Source organism: Paractinoplanes hotanensis (assembly GCF_023717965.1).
Taxonomy (GTDB): domain Bacteria; phylum Actinomycetota; class Actinomycetes; order Mycobacteriales; family Micromonosporaceae; genus Actinoplanes; species Actinoplanes polyasparticus.
Genome location: NZ_JAMQOL010000090.1, coordinates 1 through 26,310, shown reverse-complemented (window position 1 = coordinate 26,310; position 26,310 = coordinate 1). Strand labels below are relative to the sequence as shown.

Annotated in this window: 28 protein-coding genes, 1 other RNA gene and 1 pseudogene; 18 read left to right on the top strand and 12 right to left on the bottom strand. The window is 69.5% G+C overall.

Annotation, left to right across the window (positions count from 1 at the left end; genetic code table 11):
- Positions 1-367: 367 nt before the first annotated feature.
- The 4 genes from LXN57_RS46560 to LXN57_RS46545 all read left to right on the top strand — a co-directional run bounded on the left by LXN57_RS46560 (position 368) and on the right by LXN57_RS46545 (position 3,310).
- Positions 368-631, top strand: coding sequence for a hypothetical protein (locus LXN57_RS46560; protein ID WP_251804747.1), 264 nt, complete (start codon positions 368-370; stop codon positions 629-631).
- 141 nt (positions 632-772) lie between these two features.
- On the top strand, positions 773-997 hold the full coding sequence (locus LXN57_RS46555) for a DUF3311 domain-containing protein (RefSeq protein WP_221376336.1): 225 nt from the start codon (positions 773-775) through the stop codon (positions 995-997).
- A 4-nt stretch (positions 998-1,001) separates the two neighbouring features.
- Positions 1,002-2,654 carry a monocarboxylate uptake permease MctP gene (gene mctP / locus LXN57_RS46550; protein WP_251804746.1) on the top strand — a complete coding sequence of 551 codons (1,653 nt, stop codon included), beginning with the start codon at positions 1,002-1,004 and terminating at the stop codon, positions 2,652-2,654.
- 80 nt (positions 2,655-2,734) lie between these two features.
- Positions 2,735-3,310 carry a class I SAM-dependent methyltransferase gene (locus LXN57_RS46545; protein WP_251804745.1) on the top strand — a complete coding sequence of 192 codons (576 nt, stop codon included), beginning with the start codon at positions 2,735-2,737 and terminating at the stop codon, positions 3,308-3,310.
- Positions 3,311-3,316: 6 nt separating this feature from the next.
- On the opposite strand, the pseudogene LXN57_RS46540 reads toward LXN57_RS46545, so the two are convergent.
- A pseudogene (locus LXN57_RS46540) lies at positions 3,317-3,424 on the bottom strand (VOC family protein); the annotation flags it as partial.
- A gap of 302 nt (positions 3,425-3,726) precedes the next feature.
- Here LXN57_RS46540 and LXN57_RS46535 point away from each other — a divergent pair.
- Positions 3,727-4,995, top strand: a complete 1,269-nt coding sequence (locus LXN57_RS46535; RefSeq protein ID WP_251804744.1) for a stress response protein — start codon at positions 3,727-3,729, stop codon at positions 4,993-4,995.
- Between the two features lie 41 nt (positions 4,996-5,036).
- On the opposite strand, the gene LXN57_RS46530 is transcribed toward LXN57_RS46535, so the two are convergent.
- Positions 5,037-5,678, bottom strand: coding sequence for a DJ-1/PfpI family protein (locus LXN57_RS46530; RefSeq protein ID WP_251804743.1), 642 nt, complete (start codon positions 5,676-5,678; stop codon positions 5,037-5,039).
- A gap of 18 nt (positions 5,679-5,696) precedes the next feature.
- Positions 5,697-6,623, bottom strand: a complete 927-nt coding sequence (locus LXN57_RS46525; protein ID WP_251804742.1) for a GlxA family transcriptional regulator — start codon at positions 6,621-6,623, stop codon at positions 5,697-5,699.
- A gap of 85 nt (positions 6,624-6,708) precedes the next feature.
- Here LXN57_RS46525 and LXN57_RS46520 point away from each other — a divergent pair, with 85 nt between their 5' ends.
- Positions 6,709-7,854 carry an MFS transporter gene (locus LXN57_RS46520; protein ID WP_251804741.1) on the top strand — a complete coding sequence of 382 codons (1,146 nt, stop codon included), beginning with the start codon at positions 6,709-6,711 and terminating at the stop codon, positions 7,852-7,854.
- Between the two features lie 23 nt (positions 7,855-7,877).
- Here LXN57_RS46520 and LXN57_RS46515 read toward each other — a convergent pair whose 3' ends face one another.
- From LXN57_RS46515 to LXN57_RS46505, 3 genes are all read right to left on the bottom strand, one after another.
- The gene (locus LXN57_RS46515; RefSeq protein ID WP_251804740.1) at positions 7,878-8,384 is read right to left on the bottom strand and encodes a hypothetical protein; all 507 of its coding nucleotides are present in this window, start codon (positions 8,382-8,384) and stop codon (positions 7,878-7,880) included.
- Between the two features lie 44 nt (positions 8,385-8,428).
- On the bottom strand, positions 8,429-8,866 hold the full coding sequence (locus LXN57_RS46510; RefSeq protein WP_251804739.1) for a cytidine deaminase: 438 nt from the start codon (positions 8,864-8,866) through the stop codon (positions 8,429-8,431).
- Positions 8,867-8,976: 110 nt separating this feature from the next.
- Positions 8,977-9,930 carry a twin-arginine translocation signal domain-containing protein gene (locus LXN57_RS46505; RefSeq protein ID WP_251804738.1) on the bottom strand — a complete coding sequence of 318 codons (954 nt, stop codon included), beginning with the start codon at positions 9,928-9,930 and terminating at the stop codon, positions 8,977-8,979.
- 227 nt (positions 9,931-10,157) lie between these two features.
- On the opposite strand from LXN57_RS46505, the gene LXN57_RS46500 reads away from it, so the two are divergent.
- The 7 genes from LXN57_RS46500 (at position 10,158) to LXN57_RS46470 (ending at position 17,288) form a co-directional block, all read left to right on the top strand.
- Positions 10,158-11,177: a LacI family DNA-binding transcriptional regulator gene (locus tag LXN57_RS46500; protein WP_251804737.1), complete on the top strand. Its 1,020-nt coding sequence runs from the start codon at positions 10,158-10,160 to the stop codon at positions 11,175-11,177.
- Positions 11,170-12,768, top strand: a complete 1,599-nt coding sequence (locus tag LXN57_RS46495; protein ID WP_251804736.1) for an FAD-dependent oxidoreductase — start codon at positions 11,170-11,172, stop codon at positions 12,766-12,768. The genes LXN57_RS46500 and LXN57_RS46495 overlap by 8 nt, the downstream gene beginning before the upstream one ends.
- A gap of 16 nt (positions 12,769-12,784) precedes the next feature.
- A complete protein-coding gene (locus LXN57_RS46490) occupies positions 12,785-14,026 on the top strand; it encodes an ABC transporter substrate-binding protein (protein ID WP_251804735.1) in 1,242 nt (413 codons plus the stop codon).
- Positions 14,027-14,100: 74 nt separating this feature from the next.
- The gene (locus LXN57_RS46485) at positions 14,101-14,955 is read left to right on the top strand and encodes a carbohydrate ABC transporter permease (protein WP_251804734.1); all 855 of its coding nucleotides are present in this window, start codon (positions 14,101-14,103) and stop codon (positions 14,953-14,955) included.
- Entirely contained in the window at positions 14,945-15,769 is an 825-nt protein-coding gene (locus tag LXN57_RS46480; protein ID WP_251804733.1) for a carbohydrate ABC transporter permease, read from the top strand. The genes LXN57_RS46485 and LXN57_RS46480 overlap by 11 nt, the downstream gene beginning before the upstream one ends.
- A gap of 62 nt (positions 15,770-15,831) precedes the next feature.
- The gene (locus LXN57_RS46475) at positions 15,832-16,269 is read left to right on the top strand and encodes a hypothetical protein (protein WP_251804732.1); all 438 of its coding nucleotides are present in this window, start codon (positions 15,832-15,834) and stop codon (positions 16,267-16,269) included.
- 104 nt (positions 16,270-16,373) lie between these two features.
- Positions 16,374-17,288: an NUDIX hydrolase gene (locus LXN57_RS46470; protein ID WP_251804731.1), complete on the top strand. Its 915-nt coding sequence runs from the start codon at positions 16,374-16,376 to the stop codon at positions 17,286-17,288.
- Here the strand turns inward: LXN57_RS46470 and LXN57_RS46465 are convergent.
- Both LXN57_RS46465 and LXN57_RS46460 read right to left on the bottom strand, forming a co-directional pair.
- Positions 17,260-17,832, bottom strand: a complete 573-nt coding sequence (locus LXN57_RS46465) for a DEAD/DEAH box helicase family protein (protein WP_251804730.1) — start codon at positions 17,830-17,832, stop codon at positions 17,260-17,262. The two genes, LXN57_RS46470 and LXN57_RS46465, sit on opposite strands and share 29 nt — an antisense overlap.
- 23 nt (positions 17,833-17,855) lie before the next feature.
- Positions 17,856-18,620: a sulfite exporter TauE/SafE family protein gene (locus LXN57_RS46460; protein ID WP_251804729.1), complete on the bottom strand. Its 765-nt coding sequence runs from the start codon at positions 18,618-18,620 to the stop codon at positions 17,856-17,858.
- A gap of 44 nt (positions 18,621-18,664) precedes the next feature.
- Between LXN57_RS46460 and rnpB the strand changes: the two genes are divergently transcribed.
- Both rnpB and LXN57_RS46450 read left to right on the top strand, forming a co-directional pair.
- Positions 18,665-19,068, top strand: an RNA gene (gene rnpB, locus LXN57_RS46455) — RNase P RNA component class A.
- Positions 19,069-19,126: 58 nt separating this feature from the next.
- Positions 19,127-19,273 (top strand): hypothetical protein, encoded by a 147-nt coding sequence (locus LXN57_RS46450; RefSeq protein ID WP_251804728.1) that lies wholly within the window; start codon positions 19,127-19,129, stop codon positions 19,271-19,273.
- 209 nt (positions 19,274-19,482) lie between these two features.
- Here LXN57_RS46450 and LXN57_RS46445 read toward each other — a convergent pair whose 3' ends face one another.
- The 4 genes from LXN57_RS46445 to LXN57_RS46430 form a co-directional block, all read right to left on the bottom strand.
- Positions 19,483-20,391 carry a threonine/serine dehydratase gene (locus LXN57_RS46445; protein WP_251804748.1) on the bottom strand — a complete coding sequence of 303 codons (909 nt, stop codon included), beginning with the start codon at positions 20,389-20,391 and terminating at the stop codon, positions 19,483-19,485.
- Positions 20,392-20,426: 35 nt separating this feature from the next.
- The gene (locus LXN57_RS46440) at positions 20,427-21,485 is read right to left on the bottom strand and encodes a type I glyceraldehyde-3-phosphate dehydrogenase (RefSeq protein ID WP_251804727.1); all 1,059 of its coding nucleotides are present in this window, start codon (positions 21,483-21,485) and stop codon (positions 20,427-20,429) included.
- A gap of 301 nt (positions 21,486-21,786) precedes the next feature.
- Positions 21,787-22,215, bottom strand: a complete 429-nt coding sequence (locus LXN57_RS46435) for a MarR family winged helix-turn-helix transcriptional regulator (protein WP_251804726.1) — start codon at positions 22,213-22,215, stop codon at positions 21,787-21,789.
- A 16-nt stretch (positions 22,216-22,231) separates the two neighbouring features.
- The gene (locus LXN57_RS46430) at positions 22,232-23,455 is read right to left on the bottom strand and encodes an MFS transporter (protein ID WP_251804725.1); all 1,224 of its coding nucleotides are present in this window, start codon (positions 23,453-23,455) and stop codon (positions 22,232-22,234) included.
- A 66-nt stretch (positions 23,456-23,521) separates the two neighbouring features.
- Here LXN57_RS46430 and LXN57_RS46425 point away from each other — a divergent pair, with 66 nt between their 5' ends.
- The 3 genes from LXN57_RS46425 to LXN57_RS46415 are packed head-to-tail and all read left to right on the top strand — an operon-like array spanning position 23,522 to position 26,231.
- A complete protein-coding gene (locus LXN57_RS46425) occupies positions 23,522-24,412 on the top strand; it encodes a LysR family transcriptional regulator (RefSeq protein WP_251804724.1) in 891 nt (296 codons plus the stop codon).
- Positions 24,413-24,457: 45 nt separating this feature from the next.
- Positions 24,458-25,591 (top strand): ABC transporter permease, encoded by a 1,134-nt coding sequence (locus LXN57_RS46420; RefSeq protein ID WP_251804723.1) that lies wholly within the window; start codon positions 24,458-24,460, stop codon positions 25,589-25,591.
- A 37-nt stretch (positions 25,592-25,628) separates the two neighbouring features.
- The gene (locus tag LXN57_RS46415) at positions 25,629-26,231 is read left to right on the top strand and encodes a M15 family metallopeptidase (RefSeq protein ID WP_251804722.1); all 603 of its coding nucleotides are present in this window, start codon (positions 25,629-25,631) and stop codon (positions 26,229-26,231) included.
- Positions 26,232-26,310 lie beyond the last annotated feature (79 nt).

The following is a 26,310-nucleotide window of genomic DNA, read 5'->3' as shown; positions in this document are numbered from 1 at the left end:
CGACATCGTCACCGCCGCGCTGCACCTCACCCATTTCGAATACAAATACCTAACCGGATCTTGCTGAGATCAGCTCAGTCACCGGGATGTGGCGCGGCGAGTTCTTGATCATTCTGAACTCCCAGCTTCGTGAGAGATTCGCCGGCCGGCGTCACATCGGACGACTTGTGCGCCGAACCGTGCCGAAGGTCGCCGCTCCTGATGCAGACTTCGTTCGCGGACGGATGCGCAAGTGCGACGCCTTCGTTGAAGACTTGGTGGCTGCGCAGCGGTCGCGGCTGAAGCTACAGCAGGCTACGCTCCGGGACACATTGCAGGAGTTGGGAGCGTACGTCGAGCGAGGAGGTATCCGGTGAACCATTACCTTGTGGTCTTCGATCGTCGTCTGGGTTCGATCGTCCGGTTCACCGATTTCGCTCTCGCCGACGATGCGATGACCGCGCGGTTCGACGCGGAGGATGAGTTCGCCGACAACGCGGATATCGAGGTCGTGGTCCTTGGCGCGGCGTCGCAGGACGATCTGCGGCGGACGCATGCCCGATACTTCCAGAGCGCTCGTGAGATCGCTGTCGTCGCCCTCGGTGAGCTGCGCAAATACGAAGCCGAATCGCGTGCTCGCCTCGCTTTCTGAGGTAGCTCCGGAGAGCACCGACATCGGCGTACGCCGTTCGGCGCACCCGGCCTGCCGCTCGGCGCAGGGTGATCGCCTGTAACAACGTCGTCTCGTTAGCGTGACTGTGACCGTCTCCACAGTTACCAGGAGGTACGGCTGATGGCGGATCCCGATACGCCGAAAGCGGTGCCCGCAGCCCGCAGCGATCGCAGCCCGTGGAACTGGCTGCTCCTGATCCCCATCGTGCTGCCGGTTCTGACCCCACTGTTCAACCACGACTCGCCCCGGTTGTGGGGCTTCCCCGCGTTCTACTGGCTCCAGTTCTCGTTCATCCTCGTCGGCGTGGTCACCACGACGATCGTCTTCCGCATGACGAGGAAGTGACGGCATGCGCGATCACGTGACCGAGATCGTCGTCTTCACGCTGCTGTTCCTGCTGGTCAGCGGCATGGGTTTCGTCGCCGCGCGGTGGCGGGCCCCGAAGGACATGGAACACCTCGACGAGTGGGGGCTGGGCGGCCGCAGCTTCGGCGGGTGGATCACCTGGTTCCTGGTCGGCGGCGACCTCTACACGGCGTACACGTTCGTCGCCGTACCGGCCCTGATCTTCGGCGCCGGCGCGGCCGGGTTCTTCGCCGTGCCGTACACGATCATCATCTATCCGCTGTTCTTCCTGATCCTGATCCGGCTCTGGTCGGTGTCGCACCGGCACGGCTTCGTGACCCCCGCGGACTTCGTGCGCACCCGGTTCGGCTCGCCCACGATGGCCCTGCTCGTCGCCATCACCGGCATCGTCGCGACCATGCCGTACATCGCCCTGCAGCTGATCGGCATCGAAGCGGTGCTCAAGACGATGGGCGTGACCGGCGAGAGCCTGCTGGCCCGGCACGCGCCGATCATCATCGCGTTCGCGATCCTCGCGGCGTACACGTATCAGTCGGGCCTGCGGGCGCCCGCCCTGATCGCCTTCGTCAAGGACACGCTGATCTACATCGTGATCCTGGTGGCGGTCATCTACCTGCCCTACAAGCTGGGCGGCTGGGGTAGCATCTTCGAGGCGGCCGAGGCGAAATTCACCGCCTCGCCCAACCCCAACGACGGCATCACGCTGAATGCCAACAACCAGCTGCAATACATCACGCTGGCGCTCGGCTCGGCGCTCGCCCTGTTCCTCTACCCGCACAGCATCACCGGCGTGCTGGCCAGCAAGAACCGCAACGTGATCAAGCGGAACATGTCGGCCCTGCCGGCCTACAGCTTCCTGCTCGGCCTGCTCGCGTTGCTCGGCTACGCCGCCATCGCGTCCGGCGTCAAACCGCTGGCCGACCCGGCAACCGGCAAAGTGGACAGCAACACGGTCGTGCCGCTGCTGTTCGACATGCAGTTCCCGGCCTGGTTCGCCGGCGTCGCCTTTGCCGCGATCGGGATCGGCGCGCTGGTCCCGGCCGCGATCATGTCGATCGCCGCGGCCAACCTGTTCACCCGCAACATCTACAAGGAATACCTGCGCAAGGACGCGACGAGCGCCCAGGAGGCGCGCGTCTCGAAGATCACCTCGCTGGTCGTCAAGGTCGGCGCGGTGGCCTGCATCGTCTTCCTCGACCCGCAGTTCTCGATCGACCTGCAGCTGATCGGCGGCATCATCATCCTGCAGACCGCCCCGGCCGTGGCGATCGGCCTGTTCACCCGCTGGCTGCACCGCGGCGGGCTGATCGCGGGCTGGGTGATCGGCATGGGCCTGTCGATGTGGATGCTGTGGCAGATCCCGAACCCGGCGAGCGGCAAGGCCCACTTCGGCGGGTCGGCGTTCCCGCTGTCCGATTTCGGGTTCGACACCCAGCGCACGATCTACGTCGGCTTCGTCACTGTTCTGGTGAACCTGCTGGTGGCGGCGATCGTCACGCTGGTCCTGCGAGCCACCAAGACCCCCGACGGGGTCGACGGCACCGAGCTGGACGACTACTTCGCCGACGAGGGCGACCCGCGCATCGACAAGGACGTGGCCGCCGCGACGGTGGTGGACCGCCCGTCCTCGACCTGACCCGCTCCCGGGTCACAGAAGACGCCGCGCCCCTAGTCGCCAAGGGGCGCGGCGTCTTCGCTTGTTGTTGAATGTCGCTCGTGACCCGTGACTGGCAGCAGTGGCATGAGGAGTACGAGATTCCCGGCTCATCCCTGGCCCGTCGGCTCGAGGTGGTCCAGGGCTACCTGCGGCCACTGCTCGCCCGGCCCCGCCGCGTGATCAGCATGTGCGCCGGCGACGGCCGCGACGTGTTACCGCTGCTGCCAGCCGGCTCCAGGGCCGTCCTGGTCGAATGGGATCCGGTGCTCGCCTCGAGGGCGCGCGCGTCAGCCGGCGAGGGCGTCACTGTGATCACCGGAGATGCGGGGACAACTACGCCGTACGCCGCGATTGCCCCCGCCGAGGTCGTGCTCGCGTGCGGCGTCTTCGGCAACATCTCGTACGAGGACACGCGCCGGACCATCGCGGCCCTGCCCAGCCTGCTGGCGCCCGGCGGCACCGTCATCTGGACCCGGGCCGGCGATTCGCCGGTGCGGAACGTCTTCGCCGAGAACGGTTTCACCGAAATCGGCTTCACCACGCCCGACGACGCCCGTTTCCGTGTCGGAACGCACCGGCTCACCCGCGACCCCGACCCGTTCCTCTCCGGCGTCCGCCTGTTCACCTTCGTCTGACTCGTCCAGATAGAGGCAGAACGGATGCCCAGCCGGGTCGATCATGACCCGTACGGTGTCCTGGGGCTGGAAACCGGCAAGCGTCGCCCCGGCGGCGACCGCGTGCGCCACCGCTTACGCCTCCGTAACGGCATCGACGATCCTTTCCCGCACCGAGATCAATTGCCACGCGAAGAATCCAACGTCCTTAGTGGCTGCTCGCCGCAGTCGGTCGGACGGGCATCTTCTCGTGACTGATCGTTGCTCTGATCGGCCCGAATGCGAGTCATCACTCGGCGTAGCCTGCGTAAACATTGCATTACAAGGGGTGACTGATGAGTGAAGACACTTGGCTCGCTGCCCGGCTCATTCCCACGTCGGGAATCAATGGCGCTGACGAGCAGGAACGGCGGGCCACGTCGGCTCTACTGGCGGTCATGTCCGCGGTGCGGGAGTTCGGCCGCGCGTTGACCCAACCGTTCGGCGCCCCGGCCGGCACCGTGCAGACGTACATCGAAGTGCCCTTCAAACTGGGCGACGGGAAGTACTTCCCGGACGGGCTGATCCGGGTCTTCCGGGGCCAACGCGAGTGGACGGCGCTCGTTGAGGTCAAGACAGGCGGCAACGAGCTTCAGGCCGAACAGCTCGAACGATATCTGGATATCGCCCGCGAGCAGAATTTCGACGCTCTCATCACGATCTCCAACCAGATCCCACCGGTACCCGGGCAACACCCCACCGCCGTCGACAAGCGGAAGCTCAGGAAGGTGGCCTTACATCACCTTCCCTGGTCGGAGGTGCTAACCGCCGCGGTGATGCAGAAGGAGTACCGCGGTGTCGCCGATCCGGATCAGGCCTGGGTCCTGGGCGAGCTGATCCGCTATCTCGAGCATCCGAAATCCGGGGCTCTCGAGTTCAGCGACATGGGCGCCAACTGGGTCTCGCTGCGGGATTCGGTCGGGGCGGGCACGGTTCGCGCCACTGACGTCGCGGCGGCCGATGTGGCGGGCCGCTTCGACGCGCTCGTACGATTCGCGGGACTGAAACTCGGGCGGCGGCTGGGCACCGAAATCGTGCCCGCGCTCAGCCGGAAAGACCTGGCCGAACCGGCGACCCGGACCCAGGCTCTGGTCACCCAGTTGGTCGCTACCGGGGCGATGACCGCCGGACTGCGCATTCCGGGCGCGGTCGGAACCCTGTTCATCACCGCCGATGTCCGCGCGGCGAAGATCACCTGTCATGTCGACGTGGACGCGCCACGGGATGGGCGGCCGACAACCCGCGTGAACTGGTTGGTGCGGCAGCTGAAGCATGCGCCGGAAACCGTACGGCTGGAGTCTTTCGCCGCCTATACACGCGGGCCCGGAAATACCGAGTTGCTGCGCGCGGTGCGCGAGAATCCAGCACTTCTGGTCGGCGATGCGGCCAAGGAACTGCGGGTGTTCCGGGTGGCCGCCAACTCGTCCGCCGGCACCAAACGGGGCACGGGGCGCGGTTCCTTCATCGAGTCGGTGCTGTCCGCCGTCGACGACTTCTACGAGCAGGTGATCCAGAATCTCAAGCCCTGGATGCAGGCTCCGCCGAGACTCCGTACCAACGAGGAGGTGACGATCGAGCCGGTGTCGCCCGCCCTCGTGTCGACCGCGATTTCATCGCAGGACGGACCTCAGCCGCCTGCGGGCGAGGAGCAGCCGGGCAAAGCGTGACGATGAGGCCCCGCGGCCGGCGGTCCGTTGCTGGCTCCTCGTCAGCCGCGGGACAGGATGAAATCCTTGCGGCTGCGCACCGCGGCGAGCACCTCGCGGGGGGCCCGTTCGGGTGAGCCGGCCTGGTAGGGCGGCTGCGGGTCGTACTCGTGGGCGAGCTGGATGGCCTGGGCGACCGCGTCTCCGGCGATGCGGCCGGCCAGCGTGAAGGCCATGTCGATGCCGGCGGACACCCCGGAGGCGGTGATGTATTTGCCGTCGGTCACCACCCGCTGCGCTACCGGCACGGTTCCGAGCGGGGCGAGTTGGTCATGGGCCAGCCAGTGGGTGGTGGCGCGCCGGCCGGTGAGCAGTCCGGCGGCGGCGAGCAGGAGTGAGCCGGTGCAGACCGAGGCGGTCCAGGTGCTGGTGATGTCCACGGCGCGCAGCCAGTCGCGGATCGGGCCTTCGCCCATGTGGTGGCGTTGCCCGGGCCCGCCGGGGACCACCACCACGTCGGGGTTGTCCACCTCGGACAGGGCGGCGTCGGCGGTCAGGGCCAGGCTGCCGACCTCGGTGCGCACCGGTCCGGGTCGTTCGCCGACGAACACGAGGTGTGCTCCGGGCAGGTGGGCGAGGACCTCGTACGGGCCGACCGCGTCCAGGGCAGTGAACCGGTCGAAGAGCAGGACGGCAATCTGCATGGGAACCTCCATGTCGGGTCAGAATCGGCGCCGGTATTCGCCGGGTGCGACGCCCAAGGCTCGAACGAACGCGCGGCGCATCGTCTCGGCCGTGCCGTATCCGCAGCGGGCGGCGATGCGCTCCAGCCCGTCGTCGCCGTCGTGCAGCAGGCGGCGCGCTGCCTCCAGCCGGACGTTGTCGACGTAGCGGCCCGGTGTCTGGCCGACCTCACCGGCGAAGGCTCGCGCGAACTGGCGCGGCGACAGGCTCGCCCGTTCGGCCAGGGCCGGCACGCTGAGGTCCGCGTGCGGGTTGTCGGCGATCCACTGCTGCACCTCGCGCAACCCCGGCCGCACCGCGAGCTGCGCCGACAACTGGGCGCTGAACTGCGCCTGATTGCCCGGCCGGCGCAGGAACATGACCAGGTGCCGGGCGATCTCCGACGCGATCTCGCGGCCGAGATCCTCCTCGACCAGAGCCAGCGCCAGGTCGATGCCGGCAGTGACGCCGGCCGAGGTGGCGATCGGCCCGTCCCGCACGAAGATCGGCTCCGGGTCGACCTCGACGTCCGGGTACCGCCGGGCCAGGCTGTCGCACACCCGCCAATGAGTGGTGGCCCGTCGCCCGGCGAGCAGCCCCGCCTCGGCCAGCAGGAAAGCCCCGCTGCACACCGAGGCCACCCGCCGCGCTCGCGACGCGTGCTGCCGCAACCAGTCCACCACGGCGGGGTCGTTGCTGCGGGTGCCCTCACCACCGGGTACGACCACTGTGTCCGGCCGGGACGCCGTGGACAGATCGAGGTCGGGCAGCAGGGCCAGGCCGCTGGACGTACGCACGGGTGTCCCGCCGGGGCTGGCCGTGGTGATCCGGTAGGCCCCGGCGCCGGCGAACACTTCCAGCGGACCTGTCACATCGAGGCTCTGCACGCCCTCGAAAACGATGATCAATACGTCGCGGCCGGCCACGAACTCAGCTTGTGGGGCGCCGGACGCGACAGCAATGACGTGGACCCCACCTTTCCTGCCATCAGGTTTCGCCTACGGTCGGAACATGATCAGCACCGAACTCTTGCGCCTGCGGCGGGCCCGGGTGGCCACATCGGCGATCTTCGCCGCTCACGGAGCTGTGACGGGGACGTTCGCGGCCCGGGTGCCGTGGATCGTGGATCACGTCGGCGTCGGTCCCGGTGGGCTGGGGATCGCGCTGCTGATGCCCGGGGTCGGGGCGCTGGTGGCCATGCCGCTGTCGGGGCGGCTCGTGCACCGGTTCGATCTGCGGTCCCTGGTGCGGGTGCTGATGCTCTGCTGGGTGGGGGCACTGCTGTTGCCCGCGTTGCCGGCTTCGCTGTGGCTGCTCTGTCTGACGCTGATCGTGTACGGGGCGACGGCGGGGCTGGCCGACGTCGCGATGAACGCGCATGCCGTGCTGGTCGAGGAGCGGTACGGACGGTCGGTCATGTCCAGCTTCCACGGGTGGTGGAGCGTGGGCGGGCTGGCGGGTTCGGCGATCGCCGCGTTCGCCGCGCGGGAAGGGCTCGGGGCGCCGGCGCACTTCGCCTTCACGGTGGTGGTGCTGGCCGTGGTGGTGCTCGTGGCGTCGCTCGGGATCGTGCCGCATCGGCCCGAGCCGTCGCTTGCGGAGCCGCCGGCGTTCGCGTTGCCGTCGAAGGCGGTGCTGCCGATCGGATTGATCGGCCTGTGCGCGGTCTTCGCCGAGGGCGCCAGCCTGGACTGGGCGGCGGTTTACGTGCGGGATCTGCTGAACAGCCCCGCCGCGACCGCCGCCGCCACGGTCTCCATCTTCTCGGTCTGCATGGCCGTGGCGCGCTTCGGCGGCGACTGGGTGGTGCGCAGGCTCGGCCCGGTCACGACGGTCCGAATCAGCGGGGTGTGCGCCACCGTGGGTGCGCTGATGATCGTTCTGCTCGAGCCGGTGGCGCTGGTGATCGCCGGGTTCGGGCTGCTCGGCGTCGGCATCGCGGTCGTGGTGCCGCTCGTCTTCGCGGCGGCCGGCCGCAGCAGCGAACACCCGGGGCGCAGCATCGCCGGGGTCGCCGGCATCGCGTACGGCAGTGGTTTGATCGCCCCCGGAATCATCGGCGGCATCGCGCACCTGTCGTCGCTCACGGTGTCGTTCGGGGTGATCGTCGGCCTGATGGTCATCATGACCCTGGGCGCCTCGGTGCTGCGGCGTTAGCGCGAGCTGCGGCCCGGTCGGAATCAATCCGTCTTGTCGGGGAGGGTGTGCATGTCGATGATCTGGATGGCCAGCTCGGCTGCGAACGCCACCGGCGCCATGCGGAGCGCCAGCGCCCGGGTGGGGTGCGCGTGGCCGTCCCGGGCGAGGCGGGCCAGCCATCGCTTCTCGAGCCGGCGCCGGCCGAGCGTGACCGCGATCGTGAGGCCGAGGGCGCCCACGATCGCGACGGCCCGGCGCTTGTCGAACGAGGAGTCCGGTGTCGCCGGGGGCTCCTCGGCACTGTCGCGCGAGGACTCCGGTTCATCTTCCTTGTCGCGCAGGGATTCCACCTCCGCGCGGACTTCGCGGATCGCCCGTCGGGTGTCGGGCGTGGCGCCGGCGTACCCGGCCGCGCCGATCGCGATGACGCCCACCCGGGCCAGCCTGCGCTTGGCGGGTGACAGCTCTCGGGCGGCGATCCAGGCGCTGTTGAACACCGCCTGCATGGCGGCCACGGTGACGGCGCGCGAGTAAGAGGAGGAAGCCATGCACCGACCGTAGCCCGCACGGGCAACCGGTTCTGACGTCGCCCTCAGGCGAGGTGCTCGGCTTCGGACGGCCAGCCGCTTCCCTGGGCGAAGCGGGACGCCCAGTAGTACGGATTGACCTCGAGCAGCGTGCGCGCGGCCCACCCCGCGGGATCCCCCACGGCCACCTGCACCTCGGGACCCCACAGGGCGAGCCGTTCCTGGCAGATGCCGCACGGCGCCAGCACGAAGATCTCGGTGCTGCCCGCCTCCCGGCCGACGCACACGGAAGCGGTCACCCGCTTGTCGAGCGTGTACGCCTGGCAGATCGCCCCGGTCTCGTGGCACAGCGTGACGCCGGCGTTGATGTTGTCGAGGCAGACGCTGGTCAGGATCTGACCGTCCTCGAGGTAGACGGCGGCCGCCCCACCGTACTGGTCGGCCGGCCAGCGCCGGTTCATCTGATCGACGGCCGCGTCCACGAGATGCTGATCAAGCTGCATAGGCGGTAAGTTACCGTGCTTCGCCGAGCCCTGGACGCCCCATCGGGCCGCCGGCCGCACTCTGTCCAGCGCTTCGTTCTGCCGTCCTTTCTTGCGCTGTCCGGCCGGGGTCAGGTTGCGCGGGCGATGCAGATGCGGGCGTTCAGACGTGGGCCGGCCTCGTAGAACATGTACTCGACGCCGCCGTCCGTGCCGAACGACGGGGCCGCCGCCCGGCCGTTGTCGGTGGCCGCGGGGGAGTAGAAGACGCCCAGGTGGTTCTCGCGGTCGAGGGCGTTGCCGACCTCGGTGATGCGCATCCTGCCGTCGTTGCCGTGGTAGGCGACGTACGTGGTGTTGTTGCGGAACACCAGCGACGGGCCGGAGATGTCGGTCAGGCCGTCGGGCTCCGGGTTGACCAGCGGCGTCTGCGCGAATTGCCACTGGTCCCAGCCGTTCGGCGACCAGCCGTGGTAGATGCGCCGCTTCCCGGCCAGCACGCCCATGTAGACCATCACGTAGCGGCCGTTGTGCGCGAACACCCGGGCGTACGAGGTCTCGGTCAGCCCCGGCACGAGCCTGGTGCTCAGAATGGGCGTCTCGTCGCGGAAGTTGATGCCGTCGGACGAACGGGCCACGCGGGTCGTCTTGTTCTCGCCGTGCCAGTAGAGGAGGAACTGGCGGGTGGTCGCGTTCCAGGTGACGTGCGGTGACGACACGTGCGAGACGGTGCCACCGCCGGGCAGCACGTTGTCGATGATCGGATTGCCGGTGTGCTCGGTGAACGGGCCGTTGAGCGAGTTGGCCCAGGCCACACAGATCCCGCCGGGCTTCTCGTGCGGGGCGTAGTAGAGGTAGTAGCGGCCGCGGGCTCCGCTGATCTTGTCGTAGACGCCGCGGATGCACGGGAAGATGAACTCCCCGGTCGGGTTGTAGCGCAGCGGCAGGGTGAGCGCGTCCCGCAGGTACCTGTACGTGGGCATGCCGGCCGGTCCGGCGGCGTGGGCGGCGCCGGGCACGGCGAGACCGGTCACTCCGGCCGCACCGACGACGGCGGCGCCGCGGAGCAGAGAACGTCGATCCATGAAACGACCTCCATGGCGGGGCGCCGCCGAGGGCGGGCGACGCCGGGGATGTGGGTAGCGCCGGGGAGCGCTGCCGACGCCTCGAAGTTTCGCCATTGTTAACAACTGCGGTCAAGGTGCTAATACCTATTAGTGCTGGAGATTCCTTGACGGCCGCCGAGCCGGTGCCCCACGATCGGTTCACGTTTGTTAATGCGTATTAGCGGCGTAACAGAGGAGACACCGACGTGCCATCCAGCAACAGGCGGGTGACGCAGCAGGACATCGCCCGGATGACCGGCGTCAGCCAGACGACCGTGTCGATCGTGCTCAACGAGCGCGACGACGCCGCCGTCCGCATCGCGCCGGAGACCCGGGAACGGGTGCTGCAGGCGATCCGCCGCACCGGCTACGTGGCCGACCCGATCGCCCGCCGTCTGGCCGCCCAGCGCAACCGCTTCCTCGGCGTCTTCACCTACGAGCCCGTGTTCCCGGCCGGGCTGGGCGACTTCTACCACCCGTTCCTGGTCGGCATCGAGGAGTGCGCCGAGAGCATCGGCTGCGACCTGCTGCTGTTCACCAGCGCCCCGGTGATCGACGGCCGCCGGCGCATCTTCTCGCAGGACAACCGGCTGCGGCTGGCCGACGGTTGCATCCTGCTCGGGCGCTGGCTCGACCCGCAGGAGCTGGCCCGGTTGATCGCCGAGGGCCAGGCGTTCGTCAGCGTGGGCCGCCGCGACGACGCGGGCGGGCCGGTGCCGTACGTCGGGGCCGACTATCCGACGGCCACCGCGGCCCAGGTGCGCCGGGCCGCCGAGCTGGGGCATCGCAGGATCGCGTACGTGGGGGAGGGGGCCGGGCCGGAATCGCACGCCGACCGGTACCGGGGCTTCACGACCGCCGCGACCGAGGCCGGGGTCACCGGCGTCCGGCTGCGCTACACCGACGGTGTCCTCGGTGAGCTGCGGGCGCAGGGCTGCACGGCCGTCTTCGTGGAGGAGTTCGCGGACGGCGCCCTGCTCGCGGCCGAGGCCGGGCGGCAGGGATTGCGCGTACCGGAAGATCTGTCTTTTGTGGCTCTAGGTGACCCGACCCGGCCGGCCAGCACGGACCTCGACTTCACCGGCTACCGGATTCCGCGCCGCGAGATGGGCTGGCAAGCGGTCGAGGTGCTGTCGGCGATTCTCGACGGAACGGGCGGCGCGACACAACGGCTGCTGCCGTGCGAGCCCGTGACCGGCGCGACTCTGGCGGTGGCCCGTGCGTGAGCTGCATGCGGACGTGATCGTGATCGGTGGCGGCCTCGGCGGAGTGGCCGCGGCCCTGGCGGCGTTGCGCGCTGGGCGGTCGGTGCTGCTGACCGAGGAGTACGCGTGGCTCGGCGGCCAGCTGACCAGCCAGGCCGTCCCGCCCGACGAGCACAGCTGGGTCGAACAGTTCGGTGTCACCCGCAGCTACCGGGCGTTGCGGGACGGGATCCGTGACTACTACCGGTCGCACTTCCCGCTCACCGACCGTGCGCGCCGCACCCGCGACCTCAACCCGGGCGCCGGCCACGTGAGCCGCCTCTGCTCGGAGCCGCGGGTCGCCGTGGCCGTCATCGAGCAGATGCTCGGCCCTTACCGGGGGTCCGGCCGCCTCACGGTGCTGCAGCCCGCCGTACCGGTGTCGGCCGAGACCGACGGCGACCGCGTCACCAGCGTGATCGTGCGGCACGCGGGTGAGGAGCTCGCGCTCACCGGCCCGTACATCCTGGACGCCACGGAAACCGGCGCGCTGCTGCCGATGACCGGCACCGAGTATGTGACCGGAGCCGAGTCGAGCGCCGAGACCGGCGAGCCGAGCGCGCCCGCCACCGGGAACCCGGCCAACATGCAGGCGCTGTCGGTCTGCTTCGCGATCGACCATGTCGACGGCGACCACACGATCGACAAACCCGACGCGTACGGGTTCTGGCGCGACTACCAGCCGCCGTTCTGGGGCGCGCGCATGCTGTCCTGGCAGACACCCAACCCCCGTACGCTGGAGATTTCGACCCGCTCCTTCACCCCCAACCCGGATGACGACCCCTGGCTCGTCGAGGCCGACCAGCGGGTCAACCCCGGCGACGGCAACCTGTGGACGTTCCGGCGCATCGCGGCCCGGCGCAACTTCACCGACGGCTTCTACCCGAGCGACATCTGCCTGGTGAACTGGCCGATGATCGACTACTTCGAGGAGCCGTACGTCGACGGGCCCGACCCGGCCACGGTCGAGCGCGCCGCGCGGGAGCTGTCCCACTCGGTGCTCTACTGGCTGCAGACCGAGGCGCCCCGCCCCGACGGCGGCGCCGGCTGGCCCGGGCTGCGACTGCGTGGCGATGTGACCGGCGGCCCGGACGGGCTCGCGATGGCCCCGTACGTGCGGGAAGGCCGACGGCTGCGAGCCGAGTACACCGTCGTCGAGCAGGACCTGTCGCTGGTCGTCCGCGGTGACAAGGGCGCCGTGCAGTACCGCGACTCGGTCGGCGTCGGCATGTACCGCATCGACCTGCACCCGTCGACCGGCGGCGACAACTACATCGACGTCGCGTCGTGCCCGTTCGAGATCCCGCTCGGGGCGTTGATCCCGCAGCGCGTCGAGAACCTGCTGCCCGCCGGCAAGAACATCGGCACCACCCACATCACCAACGGCTCGTACCGGCTGCACCCCGTCGAGTGGAACACGGGCGAGGCGGCCGGCGCGCTGGCCGCCTTCTGCCTCGACCGGTCGGTGTCGCCCCGGGCCGTGCGCAACACCCCCGATCTGCTCACCGAGTTCCAGCACCACCTGAGCGCCGACGGTGTCGAGCTGCGTTGGCCCGACGTCAGCGGTTACTGAGAGAGGAACCTCCGATATGAGAAAAGCCGTTTCCATAGCCGCCACCGTCGCCCTGCTCGGCGCCCTGACCGCGTGCGGGGGAGGCGATGCGGAGTCGGGCGGCCCGGTCACCCTGCGGATGACGACCTGGTCGGCCAACCCGGACCACGTCAAGCTGTTCGACGCGATCGCCGCCGAGTACAAGGCGACCCACCCCGACGTCTCGGTGAAGTTCGACGCGCTGCCGTTCGAGAACTACACGACCACCGTGACGACCCAGATCGCCGGCGGCAACGCGCCCGACATCGCCTGGATCCTCGAGGGCGCGGCGCCCGACTTCGTGGCGTCCGGCGCGTTGACCCCGCTCGACGACAGCATCGAGGACGCCGCCGATCTCGCGCCCACCGCCACCGCGTTGTGGAAGCAGGACGGCAAGCTGATGGGCTACCCGTTCTCGACCTCGCCGTTCGGCGTCTTCGTCAACACCGATCTGCTGAAGAAGGCCGGGCAGACGCTGCCGACCGGCGACAAATGGACGTGGGAGAACGCGACGAAGGTGGCCGCGGCGACCGCGGCCAAGACCGGCAAGCAGGGCCTGGTCGTCCGCGACTTCGACTACAAGGACTGGACGAACCTCGCCACGGTCTTCCGCGGCTGGGACGCCGAGGCCTGGAGCGCCGACGGCAAGACGTGCGGCTTCGACCAGCCGCCGATGGTCGACGCGATGACGTTCCTGCACAAGGCGATCTTCACCGACAAGGCGCTGCCGGCCCCGGGCGTGGCCGCGGACTTCTTCGCCGGCGAGGCGGCCATGACCATCGCGCAGATCTCGCGGGCGTCGCTGCTGAAGGAGGACGGGTTCGCCTGGGAGCTCGTGCCGCTGCCGGCCGGCCCGTCGGGTTCGTACGCCGTGATCGGGCAGGGCGGGATCGGCGTCCTGAAGAAGGGCAAGAACGCGGCGGCGGCGCAGGAGTTCGTCAAGTTCTTCACGAGCCCCGCGAATTCCGAGAAGCTGGCCCAGTTCTTCCCGCCGCCGCGGCAGTCGCAACTCAACGCGGACACGCTGGCCAAGGCCAACCCGCTGCTCAAGCCCGAGCAATTGCAGGACGTCGTGATCGACGGCATCGAGAACGGCGTGGTGAAGCCGAGTCACGCCGGGAGCGCCGAGATCAATCAGGCCGTACGGTCGGGTCTCGACCCGCTGTGGAAGCCGGGCGCCGACGTCACCGGCGTGCTGAAGGGCGTGTGCACGGCCATCAACCCGCTGCTCGCCAAATGACGGTGGTTCTGGACCGGCCCTCTTCGGAGGTCCGGTCCGCTCCCTCTTTCTGGACGACCAGGCGACGTGACCAGTTGACGGCATACGTCTTCATCACACCCGCCCTGCTGGGCGCCGTGGCTTTCGTCTTCCTGCCGTTGGTGCTCGTCGTCTGGTACAGCCTGCACGAGTGGAACGTGCTCGCCGACACCTTCAATTTCGTGGGCGCGGAGAACTACCGCAAGCTGGCCGACGATCCGAATTTCCCGGCCGTGCTGCGGGCCACCGCGTTCTTCTCCATCGGCCTGGTCGTGCTGAACCTGGCCCTGGCGTTGCTGCTGGCCGTGCTGCTCAATCAGAAACTGCGCGGCACCACGTTCTTCCGGGTCCTGTTCTTCTCGCCGGTCGTCGTTTCGCTGCTCGCCTGGACGATCGTGTGGGGCTTCCTGCTGCAGGACAACGGCGGTCTCAACGGCGTGCTCGAAACCGTCGGCATCGACGGCTCTAACTGGCTGCGCTCCGGCGGCACCGCGATGGTGTCGGTCGTCATCGTGCAGGTCTTCAAGAACGTGGGCCTCAACATGGTGCTCTTCCTGGCCGCGTTGCAGGGCGTGCCGCAGGAGCTCTACGAGGCCGCCCGCACCGACGGCGCCGGCCCGTGGACCATTTTCCGCCGCATCACCCTGCCGCTGATCAGCCCCACGATCCTGCTCACGTCGATCATCACGGTGGTCGGCTCCCTGCAGGTCTTCGCGCAGATCAGCGTGCTCACCCAGGGCGGCCCCGGCACGTCGACCACGGTCCTCGTCTATTACCTCTATCAGCAGGCGTTCCAATTCCACGCCTTCGGCTACGGCGCCACACTGTCGGTGGTGCTCTTCCTCATCGTCCTGGCCCTGACCGTTCTGCAATGGCAGATGCGCAAGAGGTGGGTCTTCCATGAGCATTAGAACCAGGCTTTTCCTGTACGGGGCTCTGCTCGTTCTCTGCGTTCCGTTCGTCTTCCCCACCTGGTGGATGATCACCAGCTCGTTCAAGCCGAACGCCGAGATCTTCTCGCCGTCGCTGTGGCCGTCGTCGTGGAGCCTGGAACCGTGGCGCCAGGTCTTCACGATGCAGCCGTTCGCCCAGCAGTACTTCAACAGCGCGTACATCGCTGTGGTCGTCACCCTGGGCACGCTGGTGGTGGCGTCGATGGCCGGCTACGCGTTCGCCCGCATCCGTTTCCGCGGCCAGAACGTGCTGTTCCTGCTGGTGCTCACGGGCCTGCTCATCCCCAGCGAAGTGACGATCGTCCCGCTGTTCCGCATCTTCAACAGCCTCGGCCTGGTCGACACCCACTGGCCCCTGATCCTGGTGCCGATGCTGGGCCCGTCGAGCGTCCTGGCCACATTCATCATGCGGCAGTTCTTCATCACCCTGCCCGGCGAGTTGGAGGAGGCCGCCCGCATGGACGGCCTCGGCCGCCCCGCCATCTTCCGCAGAATCGCGCTGCCCCTGGCCCGCCCCGCCCTGGGCGCGGTAGCCATCTTCACGTTCCTGCACAGCTGGAATCTCTACCTGGAACCGGTCGTGTACATCTCGTCCCGCACCAAATACACGCTGCCCCAGGCTTTGACCCAGTTCACCGACGCCTACCAGGGCCAACTCTGGAACGTGCAGCTGTCGGCCGCCTCGATGACCGCCATTCCCGTCCTCATCGTCTTCGTGCTGGCCCAGCGCCAGTTCATCGAGGGCCTGGCCCACACCGGCCTCAAAGGCTGACCCGTGCCGAAGGCGCGCCACCGATTCCGGTTCCGTGCCGTGACCTGTCGTAGTGTGCGGGAATGGAGCAGGTTGAGGACGGAGCGCGCAGCCCGGACAGCGAAGCCGCCCTCGCGGACCGTGTGCTGCGGGCCGACGAGCGGCAGCGTACGGCGGACGAACGCGACCGTCTGGCCGAGCGCCGCGAACAGATCGCCGACGAGCGGGAACGCATCGCGGACGCCCGCGAGGCGGCAGCCGACCGCCGCGAGCAGCTTCTCGACGCCCGCGAGGAGGCCCTGGACCGGTGGAGCCGGCAGATGCGGGTCGGGCCCGAGGAACACCTGCACGCGAGCCTGGAAGCGATGGAGCGGGCGCGGGAGGCGCTCGACCGGTCGCGGGCCCGGCTCGACAGAACCGAGACCACACTGCGCGACAGCGGTCGTCGCGCCGACCGCGACCAGGCCGACATCGACCGCGAGGTCGCCGACAGCCGCCGCCACCACGCCCCAGGCTTCTGACCGCAGCTTCCTGCACGGGCGGATGGCCGACGAGCAGTGGGCGCGCGGGAACTTCCGGCGGGTTCGTGTCTGCCGGCGGTTCGCGCGACCGCTAGTTTCGGTGCATGACTGATCCTCGCGTGCTGGTGATCGGGCTCGATCCGTACCGGGTGCCGGGGCCGTGGGATCCCGCGCCGATGGCCGAGCGGATCGAGGCCGGGATGGCGCGGTTCGCCGAGGCTGGGGTGGGCGTCGAGAGCTGCCTGGTGGGGCTCGACGGCAGCGACGACGTCGGGGCTGTGGTGGCTGCCGCGCTCGTACGGCGTACCTGGGACGTGGTGGTCGTCGGCGGGGGCATTCGCAATGGCGAGGAGCGGCTGTTCGAACTTGTGATCAACCTTGTGCACCGGCATGCGACCGGAGCGGCGATCGCGTTCAACAGCACGCCATCGGACACGTTCGCGGCGGCTGCTCGTTGGCTGGGAGCGCGGACTGTTGTGCGCGCCCTTGTGGCCGGGCTCGAGCCGGGGGATGACGTCGAGGCCGCGCACCGTGAGCAGACGTTGGAGTGGCTCGGGCGGACCGAGGACGTCTTCCGGCGGGTCAAGCCGGCCACCCCGGATCAGCACCTGGTGTCGTACGTGGTGCCGGTTGATGCCCGCGACGGGGCGATCCTGCTGGTTGATCACGTGAACGCGGGGCTGTGGCTGCCGCCGGGCGGGCACGTCGAACCGGACGAGGATCCGCGGCTGACCGCTCAGCGGGAGATCGCGGAGGAGCTCGGGCTCGACGGATCCGGGGTGTCCCGCGAGCCCGTGTTCCTGACCGTGACCCGCACGGTCGGGATGGACTCGGGGCACACCGACGTGAGCCTCTGGTACTTGCTGCCGTGCGACCGGGAGCAGGCCCTCGTGGTCGACGAAGGCGAGTTCCACCAGGTGCGGTGGTGGTCGCGGGCCGAGCTGGCCGACGCCGATCCGGGCCGGTTCGATCCCCACTTCTTCCGCTTCCTCACGAAGCTCTCAGCTGGAAGTGCCTGATCGTGAGGTCGGCTACCTCGTCCGGGGTCAGGGTGATGTTGTCGACGCGTAGATGGTCGGCGCGGCCGTCGAGCTCGGTGGTGGAGTTCAGCGTGTAGTCCTGGTCGGCCTTCAGCAGCAGCTCGCGGGAGCGGTCGAGTTCGCGCTCCGAGGGCTTCTCGGCCAGGCGGTCGGCGCCCGTGTTGCGGGCCAGGCGAGCGGTCTGGGTCGCCTCCAGCTCGAGGTAGCGGACCTGGGCGCCGCGTCGTCGGAAGGGTTCGGCGTAGCCGGCCACCGCCTGCGCGTCGCCGGGGTGGTCGAAGGCCCAGACGTACGTGAAAACCAGCCCGGGCAGGTCGCTGCCGGCAACTTCTTCGAGTACGGCCGTACGGAAGCTCTCGACCAGCCGGTGGAAGGGCGGCGTGCCGAAGTCGAAGAAGCGCAGCACCGGCTCGATCGTCAGATGATTGTGGAAGACGCGGTAGCCGGTGCGCGCCGCGATGGCCTGGCCGACGGTCATCTTGCCCGACGGCCGGCGGCCGATGATGAAGAGCAGGTCGGTCATGCGGGGCAGCGTAGTCAGGCCCGTCACACGAAGGCGCGGTAGAGAAGCAGCAGGCCGATGGCCGTGCCGAAGATGACGATGACGGCCCGGAGCACGTGTGACGGCAGGCGGCGGGCCAGCCGCGCCCCCGCGTAGCCGCCGACAACGGTGGCGGGCGCGAGGATCAGCACGGCGACCCAGTTGACCGGGGCGAAGACCGCGAAGATGAGCAACGTGACCAGGCCGACGGCCGCCGACAGCACGTTCTTGAGGGCGTTGATGCGGTTGAGCGGCTCGTCGAGAATCAGCGCGAGGGCGGCCACATACATGACGCCGAGCGCCGCGCCGAAGTAGCCGCCGTAAATCGCCCCGACGAAAACGACGGCCTGCAACCAGACGGCGGCGCGCCGCGGCGACATGTGTCGCGGGTGGCCGACCAGCCCGCGCAGCCGCTCCTGGAAGGCGAGCGTGGCGGCCGCGCCCAGCACGAGGAACGGCACGATCACCTCGAACGCGCGGGCCGGTGTGAGCAACAGCAGGGCGCATCCGCCGGCGGAGCCCAGCACAGAGGTGGGCAGGATCGCGGTGAGGCGGCCGCGCTGCCCGCCGAGGTCGGCCCGGCTGCCGGCCACGCTCGACACGTACCCGGGGAAGACGGAGATCGAATTGGTGACGTTGGCCGCCACCGAGGGCAGCCCGGTTGCGATCAGGCTCGGGAAGGTGATCAGCGAGCCGCCGCCGGCGATCGCGTTCATACTGCCGGCGGCGAGGCCGGCCACCACCAGCAGGAGGACGTGTGCGAGATCCATGGTGAGGTCGAATCTACGGCCCCGTAGACTGTCGGGGCGACGGACGAGTCGGCCAGGCGGTCGCGTCGGCGCCCTCCGGGGCGTCGCCGAGGAACGTCCGGACTCCGCAGAGCAGGGTGGTTGTTAACGGCAACCCGGGGTGACCCGCGGGACAGTGCCACAGAGAACAGACCGCCGGCCCGCAAGGGCCGGTAAGGGTGAAACGGTGAGGTAAGAGCTCACCAGCACCCCGGGCGACCGGGGTGGCTAGGTAAACCCCACCCGGAGCAAGGCCAAGTAAGGCCACGGCCGCAAGGTTGTGGCCGGCGCAAGCGTTCGAGGGCTGCTCGCCCGAGCTTGCGGGTAGGCCGCAAGAGCCGAGCCGGCAACGGCCGGCCGAGATGGATGACCGCCCATGGCGGCCCTCGGGCCGCCGGGACAGAATCCGGCGTACCGGCCGACTCGTCCGTCGCCCACCTGCTCACAGCGCTTCGACGAAGGCCTGGGAGCTGGGGGAGACTGCTGGAGTGAATCGCACGATTGAAGAGATCGACGGCGTTCGCGAGCTCGAGCTGCCGGTCACTATCGTGCCGCCGGCCCGGACCGGTGAGCAGAGTTGGGTCCGCTGCCTGAGCCTGTTCAGGACGGAGTTTCCGGGCTGGGCCTGGAGCTGACCACCTCGGTCCGGGCCTCGTGGGCGATGTCGCGGCTGATGCCGCGGGCCCTCGCCTCGTCGAAGTCGGACTGCACCCAGACGGCGAGGTCCAGATACGGGGTCAGCGAACGGCAGGCGATGCCGAGAGTGGGAGCGACCGGGCGAAGACCTCGATCGGCTCGATGCGCCAGGGGCCGGCCTCGGACTCGCCCGGTCCGAGGTTCATGTTCATGCCAGGTCGGCCGGGTTGGTGTTGGCGCCGCAGATCAGCACGACAACACGTTCGCCCTCAGCCGGCCGGTAGGCGCCGGACGTCAGAGCCGCGTACGCCGCCGCGGTGCCGTGCTCGACGGCCAGGCGGTAGTCGTCCCACAGGCGGCGGCGGGCGTCCACGATGGCCTGGTCCTCGACGAGCGCCGAGGGCGTCGAAGCGAAAACCGCCATGTCGTACGCGATCTCGCCCACCCGCCGGGCGCCGAGCGAGTCGGCTGCCACGCCCGAGACCGGGACGTTGACCGGACCGCCCGCCGCCAGCGCCGCGTGCAGGGCCTGCGACGTCACCGGCTCGACGGACACGACGCGTACGCCGGGAAGGGCCGCGATCACCCCGGCGATCAGACCGCCGCCGCCCACCGCGACCAGCACGGTGTCGAAGCCGGAGGGGATCTGGTCGAGCAGTTCCAGGCCCAGCGTCCCGTTGCCGGCGACCATGGACGGGTCGTCGTAGGCGTGACAGAAGAGAGCCCCGGACGATCGCGCGGCGACCACCGCGGCCGCGTAGGCCTCGGCGTACTCGTCGCCCACCTGGACGACCCGGGCGCCCAGCTTGCCCAGCTTGGCCACCTTCACCGCCGGGGCCGTCGTGGGGACGTAGATCTCGGCGGTGATGCCCAGCTCGCGGGCCGCGTAGGCGGCGGCGAGCCCAGCGTTGCCGCCCGAGGCGGCGACGATGCCCGCCGGGGGCACCGAGGGGGCGGCGAGGATCTGGTTGACCATGCCGCGGGTCTTGAACGAGCCGGCGTGCTGCGTCTGCTCGAGCTTGAACCAGAGGTTGTCGGCCGCCTGGATCACCGGCGTGCGGCGCACCCGGCCCTCGAGACGCTGCGCTGCCGCCCGTACGTCATCGGTCGTGATAATCATCGCCTCCGACTCTAGGGCACGTCTGATGTGCCCTAGGCGATGCTCCAGCTCATGTGCCGCGACGTCACCGGGGTGCGCTCACCCACCAGACGCGCGAGGTCGAGTAATCGGTTGGAGAAGCCCCACTCGTTGTCGAACCAGCCGCGCACCTTGACCCCGCCGTCGGCCGTGGTCTGGGTGCCGGACGGGTCGAACAGGCACGACGCCGGGTTGTTCTTGACGTCGATCGAGACCGTGGGGTCGGGGTCGTAGGCCAGGACGCGCCGCAGCGGACCGGCGGCGGCCTCGGCCATGGCCCGGTTGACCTCCTCGACGCTGACCGGGCGGCCGGTCGTGCCGGAGAGTTCGGCCAGCGAGCCGATCGGGGTGGGCACGCAGTAGTAGCTGTAGCGCATCTCGCCGATCTCGGGCAGCACCACCCGCACCAGGTCACCGACCACGTAGTTGTGCGGGATGATGCTCTCGCCGGTGGCGCGGCCCAGGCGCGGGTCCTCGCGGGAGGTGTCGACCACCGAGTCCTGCGCCTTCTGCCAGCCCTGGGTGGCCAGCATCACCGACGTGTTCACGCCTTGCAGCCCGAAGCGGTCGAGCAGCACCTTGGCCATCACGGTGAGGGCGTTCACGCCGCACGAGCCGGGGGAGACGACGTCGTGCTGCGCCGGGTCGTACGTGGTGTGGTTGGCCCCGAAGACCAGGAACGCGTCCGGATCGTCGGCCGAGGCGCTGATCACCACCTTGCGGGCGCCGCCGTGGGTGATGTGGGTGCGGGCCAGCGTGCCGGCCCGGAAGCGGCCGGTGGCCTCGATGACGACGTCCACACCGGCGTCGGCCCACGGAATGCGTTCGGGCCGTTCATGGTGGAACGCGCGGATGGCATGGTCGTTTACGACCAAATGATCGGCGCGGGCCGCGACGGTGCCGGGAAATGCGCCGCGAATGCTGTCCCGGCGCAGCCCGTAGGCCATTTTCTCGGTCGAGGCAAGGTCGTTTACGGCGGCAATGGATATGCCGGGATCGGGCGATGCGGCAACTATGCGCGCCAGGCTGCGGCCGATACGCCCGAATCCGTTGATGCCGATCGTGACACTCATGGAACGTTCTCCTGGGCCGGTTTGACAGAGCTGTCGCGCGCCCGAGGTCGTCCGACACTCGGAGTCACAGGCTCGACACTATGAGTCGTGCAACTTGCACGTCAACGCACGGAGGCTCACATCTGTCCATGATCGACGGACGTTCCCGGCATCCATGGCCGTCTTCGTGCCTGCCTAGCTGCTGATTCTTGGTCAAGGTCAATCAAGGGTTCGTGCGCCTTTCGGACTGGCATTGCGTAAATCGGCCAGTGAAGATTCGTGTGAAACAATTCATCCGCCGGATCGGGTTTTCGGGGATCCATCAGTGGGCCGCCGCAATCACCCGTGTGAGTGCCGCGTGCAACGACTCCAGCTCGTCGATTGGCATACCCAATCGGGCGACGATCGCGGGCGGGATCTTTTCGGCCTCGGCCCGCAGCGCCCGGCCCCGGGCGGTGAGGGTGACGGCGAGGCTGCGCTCGTCGGCCGGGTCGCGCTGCCGGTCGACGTACCCGATGGTGTCGAGCCTCTTGAGCAGTGGCGAGAGGGTGCCCGGATCGAGCTGGAGCAGCCGGCTGAGATCGCGCACCGACAGCGGCGCGTGCTGCCAGAGAGCGAGCATCACCAGGTATTGCGGGTGGGTCAGGCCCATCGGCTCGAGCAGCGGGCGGTAGAGGGCCACCACGCTGCGCGAAGCTACCGACAGGGCGAAGCACACCTGGCGCTCGAGTTCGAGGGGGTCATCGGCCACCTCCCCAGCGTAGCGATTAGTTTGTGCCCCAACGATCCACGGTGAAGACGGTGCCGAGCAGGGTCAGCAGCAGCCCGGTGAACCACAGCATCGAGGTCGTCGCGGCCACGTGCTGGCCGGCCAGGCCCATTCCGAGCACCGGGCCGACCAGACCCAGGTAGGCGATCAGGAAGAGCCCGGCCAGGCTCTCGCCGCGCTGGTGGGCGGGGGCGCCGGCGGCGATCGTGCCGACCGCCGACTTGAACAGGATGCCCGCGCCCGCGCCGGCGACCGCGCCGCCGATCAGGAAGAGCGGGAGCGATGCCGCCTGCATGCCGGTCGCGAGCGTGACCAGGCCCGCAGCCTGCGCGGCGAGGCCGCTGACGAACCGGGTGCGCGGGGCCAGCCGGCCGCTGACGGCCTGGCTGGCGGCGCCCGCGCCGAACACGACGAAGACGGTGACGCCGGCCAGCAGGCGGCTCGGGTGGTGCAGCGTGCCGGCCACGAAGCTGGGCGCGAGCGAGGTGAACAGGCCGAACACGGCGAACGCGGCGAAGGCGGAGGTGGTGGCGACCACCACGGTCCGGCGGTTTCCGGCGATCTTCACGCCCTGCGGCCGGTACTTCGGCCGGGTGGCCGGCGCGGTCACTGTCTCGGGCGCGACGGCCACGGCGACGACGCTGAGGGTCAGCAGGATCAGAAAGACGACGTACGGCGTACGCAGGGGAGAGGCGACGAACTGGGCCAGGGCGCCGGCGACGAGGGTGCCCGCGCCGAGACCGCCCAGGTTGGCGGCCGACGACACGACCTCGAAGCGGGTGCCGGTTGCCTCGGGACGGTGTGCCCGGTGCAGTTCGAGCAGGTACGCCGTGGCGGTGGCGGCGAGCAGGCCGACGCCCAGGCCGGTGAGGAGCCGGGCGACGATCAAGCCGGGCAGCGCCGTCCAGGTGAGGAACACCACGCCCGCGAGGATCTCCAGCCCGAGCGCGACCAGGAGCACCCGCCGCCGCCCGGTCCAGTCCGAGACGTGCCCGGCGAGCAGCAGGCTGATGATCACGCCGATCGCGTAGACCGCGAAGACGACCGTGACGGTGAACCCGGAGAAGCCGTCCACGCGCTGGTAGATCGGGTAGAGCGGGGTCGGCGCCGTCGAGAAGGCGAGCGCGACGAGATAGACGGCGGCGATCAGCCAGAACCCCCGGCCGTGCCGTGGCGAGTCGCTCGCGACCGGAGCGGGGCGGTGCTGGGTCAAGACGGTCATGGCATGAGACTGCGCCGACCGAGCATCAACACCAACGATGATTGATGCTGACTACAATCACGATTCATGCTGGAGCTCCGCCACTTCGAGTACTTCGTCGCCGTCGCCGAGGAACGCAACTTCACCCGGGCCGCGGCCCGCCTGCACGTCGTGCAGTCCGGCGTCTCCGCCGTGATCAAGGCGATGGAGCGCGAGCTCGGCGCCCGGCTGCTCGACCGCACCTCCAAGCGGGTCGAGCTGACCGACGCCGGCGAGGCGCTGCTGCCCCGGGCCCGGGCCGCGCTCGACGCCGTTCGCGACGCCCGGGACGCCGTCGACGAGGTGCGCGGCGGCCTGCGCGGCACGGTCCGCATCGGCACGCTCATCTCGGTCGGCCTCATCGACGTGCCGGCCCTGCTCGGCGCGTTCCACCGCGAGCACCCGAATGTCGGCCTGCGGCTGCACGTCTCGCCGCGGGGCTCGGTCGGCCTGCTCGACTGGCTGGCCGACGGCACGCTCGACCTGACCTTCGTCTCGGCCCCGGGGCGGCCGCCGGCCGGCATCCGGGTGCGGCCGCTGGGCAGCCGCCGGCTCGAACTGGTGCTGCCCGCGGGCCACCGGCTGGCCGGCGCGGACGAGGTGCGGATGGCTGACCTGGGCGGGGAGCCGTTCGTCGACTTTCCCTCCGGCTACGGCAACCGGACGGTCGTCGACAAGGCGTTCACCGACGCCGGCGTGCAGCGCCACGTGGCGATCGAGGTCACCGACATCGCCACCGGCGCCAGCTTCGTCCGCGAGGGCCTCGGGGTGGCCATCCTGCCGCCGTTCGTGGTGCCCGACGACCGTACGGGCCTGGTGATCAAGAGCGTGGCCGACGCCGACCTGGAGTGGCCGCTGGGGGTGGCCTTCTCCGCTGTGCGCCGGCCCAGCGCCGCGGCCCGGGCCCTTCTCACCCTCATCGACGAGAAGGTCGGTTAGACCGAAACGGTCCCATGAATGCTTTTCGTCCGTAAAGCTGCAAGAGTGACACAGCAACAGCCAGCCGAGTCGGTGCTGCGGTTCCGGCGGTTCGCGCTGGCCGTGTGCGTGATCGGTGTGCTCGTCCAGCTCGGCCTGACCGCCTATTACCTCGGCATGGGGCACAAGGCGCAGCCGCGCGACGTGCCGGTCGGGCTGGTGGCGCCGCCGGGCGGCCGCGCCGAGGTGGCGAGCCTGCTCACCGAGCGGGGCGTCTTCCGGGTCACCGACTACGCCACGGCCGACGACCTCGAGATCGCCATCAAACGCCGGGACGTGTACGGCGGTGTCGACATCACCGGCGCCCGGCCCCACCTCTACGTCGCCTCGGCTGCCGGCCCGCCCGCCGCGAACCTGCTGCGCACCACCTTCACCTCGGTCGTGCAGCAGCGGACCGCAGCGACCCTGGCTCAGCTGGCCCGCAGCGGCGACCGCATCTCCGTCGCCCGGGCGCAGGCTCTCAACGCGCCGCCGCCGATCACCGACGTCGTGCCGCTGCCCGACGACGACGTCAACGGCGTCTCGCTCGGCTTCCTCACGCAGGCCCTCGCGCTCGGTGGCACGGTCGCCTCGATGGGCCTCGGGCGCCTCATCCCGCGCACCCGCCGCTCCTGGCGCCGCGGCATCGCCCACGTCAGCACGCTGATCGTCTACGCCGTCGCCTCGGCCGCGGTGGTGCTGTGGTCGATGGGCTGGTTCGGGGTGGGTGTCACGGCCGATCGCGGCGAGATGCTCGCCATCTTCTCGCTCATCTCGCTGGCCATCACCGCGTCCACGGCCGGCGCGGTGGCGATCTTCGGCTCGCCCGGGGCGGTGGTCGGCGCGCTGTACTTCACGCTGGGCACGGTGATCTCCGGGGCCAGCATCCTGCCCGAGTTCCTGCCCGACTTCGGCCGGATCCTCGGCGTGAACCTGCCCACCGGGGCCGGGGTCCAGGCCGTACGCGACAACCTGTACTTCCCGGCGGCCGAGATCAACCGGCACCTGATCGTGCTTGCCCTCTACGCCGGTATCGGCGCGCTGATCGTGCTGGTCACCAACATGCTGCCCAACCGCCGCAACCAGACCTCGGAGGTCGAGCTCGACCTGGCCCACCGCCTCGAGGGCGCCGAACGCCGCGAGCCGGTGAATCTCTCGTAGGGCCTCAGGTTTCCGGGCCGGTGCCGAACAGGAGTTCGTGGGGATCGAGAGAATGGGCTCGCGGATCGCGGACATTCAGAGCCGCATGATCGCGCTGCAGACGCAACAGGCCGGACGGAACGTTCAGCAGCAGGGGGTGAAACCGGCATCGGGTGCGGAGGGCGGCACCTTCGCCAACGCGCTGGAGGACGCCGTCGCGCAGACCTCCACGTCGAACAAGTCGTACTCGTTGAACAGCAAGGGCATCCCGACCGACCTCGCCGGCTACGGCAACGGGCGGATCCCGGCCAGCGCGCTGGAACAGGTCGGCAACACCCGGCACAAACTGTGGGCGCCGGCCGCCCAGTCGCTCAACCAGATGATCGGCGACGCCAAGAAGGACGGCGTGCACATCGGCATCACCGACTCCTACCGCCCGTACGCGGAGCAGGTCGATCTCGTACGGCGTAAGGGTCTGTACTCCCAGGGCGGGCTGGCGGCCAAGCCCGGCACCAGCGAGCACGGCTGGGGCATGGCCACCGACCTCGACCTCAACTCCAAGGCGCTCGCCTGGATGAAGCAGAACGGCGAGAAGTACGGCTTCGAGATGAACGTGCCCCGGGAGAACTGGCACTGGGCCTACAAGCCCAAGTCCCTCTAGGTTCTGTTTCGTAGTTGGGGTGGGAGCGAGGCGCGGTCCAGATTTCGTCTGGTGGTGGCCCGTGGAAGCCCGGCTCCCG